This is a genomic window from uncultured Abyssibacter sp., from assembly GCF_964000955.1.
Taxonomy (GTDB): Bacteria; Pseudomonadota; Gammaproteobacteria; order Nevskiales; family OUC007; genus Abyssibacter.
This window is the reverse complement of the sequence record NZ_CAXFCL010000190.1, coordinates 1-8,201: the sequence shown is the minus strand read 5'-3', so window position 1 is coordinate 8,201 and position 8,201 is coordinate 1. Positions and strand designations below refer to the sequence as shown.

Annotated in this window: 7 protein-coding genes; 5 read left to right on the top strand and 2 right to left on the bottom strand. The window is 64.1% G+C overall.

The features are described 5' to 3' along the window. Positions 1-2,024: malate synthase G (locus ABNS06_RS09145; protein ID WP_348674074.1), on the top strand; the 2,024-nt coding region annotated here is incomplete at its 5' end. A gap of 74 nt (positions 2,025-2,098) precedes the next feature. Here the strand turns inward: ABNS06_RS09145 and ABNS06_RS09140 are convergent. Together ABNS06_RS09140 and ABNS06_RS09135 are read right to left on the bottom strand one after the other, a co-directional pair. After that, positions 2,099-2,524 carry a response regulator gene (locus tag ABNS06_RS09140; protein WP_348674073.1) on the bottom strand — a complete coding sequence of 142 codons (426 nt, stop codon included), beginning with the start codon at positions 2,522-2,524 and terminating at the stop codon, positions 2,099-2,101. Further along, positions 2,521-4,404 carry an ATP-binding protein gene (locus ABNS06_RS09135; protein ID WP_348674071.1) on the bottom strand — a complete coding sequence of 628 codons (1,884 nt, stop codon included), beginning with the start codon at positions 4,402-4,404 and terminating at the stop codon, positions 2,521-2,523. The genes ABNS06_RS09140 and ABNS06_RS09135 overlap by 4 nt, the downstream gene beginning before the upstream one ends. A gap of 189 nt (positions 4,405-4,593) precedes the next feature. On the opposite strand from ABNS06_RS09135, the gene ABNS06_RS09130 reads away from it, so the two are divergent. The 4 genes from ABNS06_RS09130 (at position 4,594) to ABNS06_RS09115 (ending at position 8,119) form a co-directional block, all read left to right on the top strand. Beyond that, entirely contained in the window at positions 4,594-5,325 is a 732-nt protein-coding gene (locus tag ABNS06_RS09130) for a hypothetical protein (protein ID WP_348674069.1), read from the top strand. Further along, positions 5,322-6,584, top strand: a complete 1,263-nt coding sequence (locus ABNS06_RS09125; RefSeq protein ID WP_348674068.1) for a cytochrome c — start codon at positions 5,322-5,324, stop codon at positions 6,582-6,584. The genes ABNS06_RS09130 and ABNS06_RS09125 overlap by 4 nt, the downstream gene beginning before the upstream one ends. A gap of 124 nt (positions 6,585-6,708) precedes the next feature. After that, entirely contained in the window at positions 6,709-7,845 is a 1,137-nt protein-coding gene (locus ABNS06_RS09120; RefSeq protein WP_348674066.1) for an acyl-CoA dehydrogenase family protein, read from the top strand. Between the two features lie 22 nt (positions 7,846-7,867). Continuing rightward, positions 7,868-8,119: a DUF2164 domain-containing protein gene (locus ABNS06_RS09115; RefSeq protein WP_348674065.1), complete on the top strand. Its 252-nt coding sequence runs from the start codon at positions 7,868-7,870 to the stop codon at positions 8,117-8,119. Positions 8,120-8,201 lie beyond the last annotated feature (82 nt).

The window sequence follows — 8,201 nt, the reverse complement described above, 5'->3', positions numbered from 1 at the left end:
TCGGCGACATCGTCCTGGATGTCGATGCCAGCACCGAGGTGCTGCTCGGCTGGACGATCGAGGATCCGGACGGAGTTCCGATCCTGTCTTCGTACGCGACGACGGTGGACTACAGCCCCGCGCTGAGCGGCGTCGAATGGGCGACCGCCAACGTCGACACCGAAATCGCCGCCCAGGCCGGCCCTCAACTCGTCGTGCCGGTCAAGAACGCCCGCTACGCGCTGAATGCGGCCAATGCCCGCTGGGGCAGCCTGTATGACGCGCTTTACGGTTCCGACGCGATCTCCGAGGACGGCGGTGCCGAACGCGGCGGCGCCTACAATCCCGTCCGCGGCAACAAGGTCATCGAGTTCTCGCGCAAGCATCTGGACGTGGTCGCCCCGCTGGCCACCGGCAGCCATGTGGGCTCCAAGGCTTACGCGGTGGTTGACGGCGCCCTCCAGGTCACGCTGGCCGACGACTCGACCACGGGTCTGAAAAGCCCGGAGGCCTTCGTCGGCTATCAGGGTGATGCGGCGACACCCTCCGCCGTGCTACTGAAGAACAACGGCCTGCATGTCGAGATTCAGATCGACGCCACCAGCCCGATCGGCCAGACCGACGCGGCCGGCGTCAAGGATCTGCTGGTCGAGGCCGCGGTCACGACGATCATGGACTGCGAGGACTCGGTCGCCGCGGTCGATGCCGAGGACAAGTGCGAGGTCTACGGCAACTGGCTGGGTCTGATGAAGGGCGACCTGTCCACGTCACTGGAAAAAGGTGGCAAGACCATCACCCGCGCGCTCAACGGCGACCGCTTTTACACCGCGCCCAACGGCGGTGAAGTCCGCCTGCACGGCCGCAGCCTGCTGTTCGTGCGCAACGTCGGCCACCTGATGACCAACCCGGCGATCATCGACGCCGAGGGCAACGAGATCTTCGAAGGCATCATGGACGCCATGGTGACCTCGCTGGCCGCCATGCACGACCTCAAGGCCGACAAGAGCGACCCGGACCACAAGGGCAACTCGCGTACCGGCTCGGTCTACATCGTCAAGCCGAAGATGCATGGCCCGGACGAAGTGGCCTATGCCAACGAGCTGTTCGCCGCCGTCGAGGACGCGCTGGGTCTGGACCGTCACACGCTGAAGATCGGCATCATGGACGAGGAACGCCGCACCACGGTCAATCTGGCCGCGTGCATCGCCCAGGCCAGTCAACGCTGCGTGTTCATCAACACCGGCTTCCTCGACCGGACCGGCGACGAGATTCACACCTCCATGGAAGCCGGCCCGTTCATCGCCAAGACCAAGATGAAGGCCCAGCCCTGGATCAAAGCCTATGAGGACTGGAACGTCGACGTCGGCATCCGCTGCGGTCTGGCCGGCAAGGCGCAGATCGGCAAGGGCATGTGGCCGATGCCGGACGAGATGGCGGCGATGCTGGAGCAGAAGATCGGCCATCCCAAGGCCGGTGCGACCACCGCCTGGGTGCCCTCACCGACCGGTGCGACCCTGCACAGCATCCACTATCACCACGTCAACGTGTTCGACCGTATCGAAGAGCTGAAGAGCCGCGAACACGCCAGCCTGGATGACATCCTGACCATCCCGCTGCTGGGCGACGAAACGCCGGGTGCTGAGGAAATCCAGCACGAACTGGACAACAACTGCCAGGGCATCCTCGGTTACGTCGTGCGCTGGATCGACGCCGGTGTCGGCTGCTCCAAGGTGCCGGACATCAACGATGTCGGCCTGATGGAAGATCGCGCCACGCTGCGCATCTCCAGCCAGCACGTCGCCAACTGGCTGCATCACGGCATCTGCGGCAAGGAGCAGGTGGTCGAGACGCTCAAGCGCATGGCCCAGGTTGTCGACCGTCAGAACAGCGGTGACCCAACCTATACGCCAATGGCCCCCGGCTACGACGGCATCGCCTTCCAGGCAGCCTCGGCGCTGATCTTCGAAGGCACGACGCAGCCCAGTGGCTACACCGAGCCGCTGCTGCACAGCTACCGGCTGAAAAAGAAGGCCGCGGGCGCGTAATAGAGCACCTCCCGGCACCAACAAAAACGCCGCACCCGAGTGCGGCGTTTTTTTGTCGCTTCATCGACGCCGGATCAAGCGTCGAAGCGGCCCGGAAAATGGTGGTCTAGCAGATCCATCAGGGATTTCTTACCCAATGGTTTGTTGGAAAACGCCTTCACCGATGCACGCGTCTCGGCCGTCTGAGAATCCTCGGGGTTCAGTGAAGTCGTCAGCATCATGATGACCACGCCCTGACGCAACTCTTCATCAAGCTGCTCATAAGCCTCCAGGAACTCCCAGCCGTTCATCACCGGCATGTTGATATCCAGGCAGATCAGCTCGGGCTTGGGCAGCATCCCGTTCTCGTCAGGGGTCGTGAGGTATTCCAGGGCCTCCTCGCCATTGAGTGCCTCGGTCACCTTTTCCGCGACATCCGCGTCTTCGACAACGGCGCGATGCAGGAAGTTATCCGCTTCGTTGTCGTCGACGAGCAAAACCTCATTCAGTTTCCTGGTCACCCGCGAACCTCCTTCAGGAACACGCAAAACTTCGAACCGCCGGTGTCGCTGTCCTCGACCCAAATGCGACCGTGGTGCATGTCGACGATCTTTCGGCAATGCGCCAGACCGATGCCCGTGCCTTCGTACGTCGCACGATTGTGCAACCTCTGGAAGATCAGGAACACCTTCTCGCGCTGATTGGGCGGGATGCCGATGCCGTTGTCGGCAATCGTGATGAGCCAGCCGTCACGATCCTGCGTGGCGCCAATTTCCACCCTGGGCGGCGTATCGACGCGTCGGAACTTGATCGCGTTAGCGATCAGGTTCTGAAACAACAGGCGCATTTCCACACCGTAAACGGTCAGCGTCGGCAGTGGCCCGCAGTCGATCATCGCTCCCGACTCCTCGATCACCCCGGCAAGATCGGCCGCCACATCCCGCACGAGTTTCTCCAGCGATACCCGTTCCGGTGTCGCCTCGATACCGAGACGGCTGAATTCCAACAGGCCGTGAATCAAAGCCTGCATGCGGGTACAGGACTCCAGAATGAAGCCCAGGGACTTGCGACCACGCTCGTCCATCTGGTCACGATAGTTCTCGTCCAGGAGGGTCGCGAAGCTGGTGACGGTGCGGACCGGCTCCTGCAGATCATGCGAGGCGATGTAGGAGAACTGTTTCAGCTCACGGTTGCTGGCCTCCAATTCGAGATTGCGCTGACGCAACTGCTCCAGCGCATCGACGAGCGCCTCGCCAAGGTGCTTGGCCTCGCCGGATACGCCATCGGGCAGCACCAGCGACGGGTTGTCCCGGTCCAGATTCTCCACCGCGTCGGACAGCCGCACGATGGGCCCGACCGCCAGGCGCGACAACCAGACACCAACCAGAATCGCGATCCCCACCAACAGCACGAACAACAGCGCCACCTGCCGCGCGACCTCGGCCGCCACCGCGGTCGCGTACTCAATGCCGTCCGTCACGAACAGACCGAGCCGACGCCCCAGGTCCGGCGGACCGAACGGCACAACGCGTCCGCTGATAACGAGATCACCATCCTCCGATAGACGCGAGAGCGCACCGGCGGGACGATCGAGTATCAGGGAAATCGACTGAAAGTCGTCGACCACGTTCATGGTCTGGCCGAATTCGAACGCGAACGCACGATCTGGATCCGGGTGCCGCAGATAGTCGCCGCGATCGTTGGTCAGGAACAGGTTGTGGGTACGCCCGCCAACGGTCGCCATTTCCTCGAAGGTGGGCTGGATTGCAAAGTTGACAACCACCATGCCGTAGACATGCCCCGCGAAATAAACCGGCACACCCGCCCGAACCACCGGCAACCTCGGTCTCTGGATCTCTCCGAATTCGCGGTTGAGATTGATCGCGGACAGGTAAACCTGTCCGGGCGCCCGCCGCAACGTCTCCTGCACGTAGGGCCGGTCACCCTTCGCCTGCAAATCACCGGAAGCGATTATCTGAATCGCCTCGCCGGGGCGATTGCGATGCACCCTGACCAGCTCGGTCCCGTTGTTGTCCACGCCGATGTAGCGCACCTGCAAATAGGCCGGCTTGCTGTTCAGCGTCTCACGGAAAATCACCTCGAGCCGACGACGCCAGGCCTCGACGGTGGAGCCATCCTCGGGATCGATCCCGCCCGATGTGATGGCGCGAGCGATCCCCAGAATCGGCGGGGTGCCGGCAAGCAGCAGCACATCGCGCCGCAGTTCGTCGATGCGGTTGACGAAAATCGCGGCCTCCAACTCGGTCTCGCGTTCCAGTTCGTCCATTTTCGCGTCGATCAACTGGTCGTTGAGCCGGCTGAAAATCAGTCCCGCCGATGTCGCGGCCGTAAGCATCACCAACGCCGACATGGCCAGAACAATCTTTGTGGATAAGCTCAAGCCCTACCTCTGCGAACCATTATTCGGGAACCACCGGATACATCCAGGTCATGGTAGCGAAACCGCGATTCTCGTGACGGCCTGTAAACGCCATCCCGGGACAGTGATCGCCGACACGGTAAAATTGTCGACACGCCCGGCAACCGCCGGCTGCGCCTTCTCATTCACATCCGACGGCTGCCCGACCCCGTGACAATCCCGACCTCTTCCCCCACTCCCGGATACCGAATCGCGCTGGCTGTGCTGGCATTGGCCATCGGGCTCGGCATCACGACCCGAACGCTGGCCGCCGATGAACCCGCCTCCGAAGCCGGGATGGGCGAGCGGCTCCAGGCCTGTTCCGGCTGCCACGGTGAACGCGGTCGCTCCGATCCCGAGCATGCCTATTTTCCGGCGATCGCCGGCAAGCCCGCCGGCTATCTGTTCGAACAGTTGATCAATTTCAAAAAGGGGCGGCGCCATCACGACATCATGCAGTCGATGTTCGCCGTGCTTTCCGACCAGTACCTGCAGGACATCGCCGAGTATTACGCCGGGCAGACACCACGCCACTCCGCGGCCGTCAGCCATCCCGCCGCGGAAACGCGCGGGGCGGAGACGCTGGTGTTCCAGGGCGCGCCCGACCGCGACATCCCCGCCTGCGCCGCCTGCCATGGGAAAGCACTGACCGGAGCGCTACCGACCATTCCGGGCCTGCTGGGACTGCGCTCTGAGTATCTCGCCGCGCAGCTTGGCGCCTGGCGAGAGGGGACGCGCCGCGCCGCGGCGCCAGACTGCATGCACACGATCGCCCAGCGGTTGCGTTCCGACGAGATCGACCGGGTGTCGAAATGGCTGGCCTCCCAGCCCTACCCGACCGGCGCGAAACCGCTGCCGCAACTGCCCGACCCGTTGCCGATTCCCTGCGGAGCCAGCCGATGAAGTGGGTTCTGTCACTGACCGCCGTGCTGGCGGTCACCGTCATCGGCCTCGCGGTGTGGTTCTTCTGGCCGGTGCTGAACCCGCCGGCCGTCGCGACGACCACCCCGACCACAACGGCCGCGATGATCGAACGCGGCGCCTACCTGGCCCGCGTCGGCAACTGCATCGGCTGCCACACCGCCGAGGACGGCCCGGACTACGCCGGCGGCCGGCGCGTGCCGACGCCGTTCGGCACCGTCTTCACCAGCAATCTGACACCGGACGCCGAGACCGGCCTCGGCAACTGGACGGCCGCCGACTTCTATCGCGCCATGCACCACGGACAGGCGAAGGACGGGACCTTTCTGCTGCCGGCGTTCCCGTTCACCAACTACACCCGTGTCACGCGCGAGGACTCGGACGCAATCTACGTGTTCCTGCAATCGCTGGCACCGGTGAAGCGTGTGACGCCCGAACCGGAGATGGCGTTTCCGTACAACACGCTGCTGGCGCGGCTCGGGTGGCAGCGGCTGTTCTTCCGGCCCGCCACATTCGAACCGGTGCCCGAGCGCACGGACGCCTGGAACCGGGGCCGCTATCTGGTCGAAGGGCTGGGCCATTGCAGCGCCTGCCACACCATTCGCGGCCCGTTGGGCGAGGAGCGCGAGGACTACGAATACGCCGGCGGACGCATCGCCGGCATGGAATGGGACGCGCTGCCGCTGAACGTCTCCGAACGCATGGACGAGGTGGACAAGGCCGAACTGAAGCAACTGCTTCATGCCGGCACCTCCCGCGACAACGTGACCAGCGGACCGATGGCCGAGGTAGTGTTCAACAGCACGCAGTATCTGACCGATGCCGATCTCGATGCGATGATCGCCTACATCAGCAGCCTGCCCATCAAACCGGAACCCGAGCCGCGGGCGTCGACCAAGGTCGAGGGCCAGCGTCGGGCCGATCTGATCAAGCAGGGCTCGGCGGTTTACCAGGCGCATTGCGAGACCTGCCACGGTAGCGACGGCGAGGGGCGCGCCTACGCCTACCCCGCGCTGGCCGGCAATCCGCTGGTCACCGCCCCGTCGGCCAACAACGCGATCCGGATGGTGCTGTACGGCGGCTTCGCCCCCAGCACGGGGGCCAATCCGCAGCCCTACGGCATGCCGCCATTCAGCCACCAGCTCGACGATGAGGACGTGGCCGCGGTGATATCCTACATCCGCAATGCGTGGGGGAATCGCGCATCCGCGGTCGCACCCATTGAGATCAGCGACTACTGATCACACCTCGAACAAACAGATTTCGCAGCCGCGCGGACTGGGCATGTTCAACCACCCGGGTGGGGTCGTGCCGCACACCCGCAAGCGGTGGTAGGGTCCGCGCACCCGATCAACTGGATGAGACATGGATAACGAACTCGAGCTATTCCGCGACAACGTCAGCCGTTTCTTCAGCGAGGAAATCCTCCCCGACTACGAAGCCTGGGAACGTGACGGCATCGCCCCGCGCGAAGTCTGGAACAAGATGGGCGAAGCCGGCCTGCTGTGCGTGGACGTGGCCGAAGAGTACGGCGGCATCGGCGCCGAGTTTCCGTTCTCCTGCATCATCCTGGAAGAGGTCGCCCGCCTGGGCATGATGAGCCTGGCAACCAATCTGGCCGTGCACTCGGACATCGTCGCCCCCTATGTCTCCCACCTCGGCACCGAGGAGCAGAAGGCCTACTGGCTGCCCAAGCTCGCCAGCGGCGAGGCCGTCGGCGCGATCGGCATGACCGAGCCCGGTGCCGGCTCCGACCTGCAGGCGATCAAGACCAACGCCGTGGCCGATGGTGACGACTACATCATCAACGGTCAGAAGACGTTCATCACCAACGGTCAGCACGCCGATCTGGTGATCCTGGCGGTCAAGACCGATCCCAAGGCCGGCGCCCGTGGCACCACGCTGTTCCTGATCGACACGCATCTCGACGGCTTCAGCCGCGGCCGCAATCTGGAAAAGATCGGCCAGCATGCCGGTGACACCTCCGAACTTTACTTCAGCGATCTGCGCACACCGGCATCGTCGGTGCTGGGTCGAACCGGTGGCGGGTTCGGCCATCTGATGGACGAACTGCCGCGTGAGCGGCTCGCGCTGGGCGTGACCGCGGTCGGCGCCGCGCAGGGCTGCATCGAGCAGACCATCGAGTACGTGCAGAACCGCAAGGCCTTCGGCCAGGCGATCGGCAGCTTCCAGAACACTCGGTTCGAGCTGGCGAAGATGAAGACCGATCTGGAGGTCAACCGCGCCTTCGTCAACCAGTGCGCGGCGCTTTACGCCGAGGGCAAGCTCGACGTGCCGACCGCGGCGATGGTCAAGCTCGCCAGCACCGAGATGCAGTGCCGCGTTGCCGACGGCTGCCTGCAGTTGTTCGGCGGCTACGGCTACATGAGCGAATACCCCATCGCCCGCGCCTTCGCCGATGCCCGGGTGCAGCGCATCTACGGCGGAACGTCGGAGATCATGAAGGAAGTGATCGCGCGCTCGATGCTCGGCCGGGCGTGAACCGGACCGGCCGTCCGGCGCGATGAGCAAGATCGAGTTCTCCACCGAGCAGAAAGCGGAGATCGTCAAGCAGATCAAGCTCTACTTTCAGGAGGAGTTGAGTCAGGACATCGGCGGTTTCGACGCCGAGTTCCTGCTCGATTTCTTCGCCGAGGAAATCGGCAGTCACTTCTACAACCAGGGGTTGGCCGACGCGCTGGCGGCCATGGACGATCGGCTGGACGGGATCAGGGACGCTATCTACGCGCTGGAGAAACCCACCGGCGCCCGATGACGGTTCAGGTGCCCGGGCCAGCCCCGCGGCGCGCGCCCACCGAGCCGATGTTGCGGCTTGAAACCGGCGTCAAGCGGGTTTT

Bases quoted from the DNA above. Each gene is read 5' to 3' on its own strand.
- ABNS06_RS09125 (WP_348674068.1), top strand. From the start codon at position 5,322: ATGAAGTGGGTTCTGTCACTGACCGCCGTGCTGGCGGTCACCGTCATC.
- ABNS06_RS09120 (WP_348674066.1), top strand. From the start codon at position 6,709: ATGGATAACGAACTCGAGCTATTCCGCGACAACGTCAGCCGTTTCTTC.
- ABNS06_RS09115 (WP_348674065.1), top strand. From the start codon at position 7,868: ATGAGCAAGATCGAGTTCTCCACCGAGCAGAAAGCGGAGATCGTCAAG.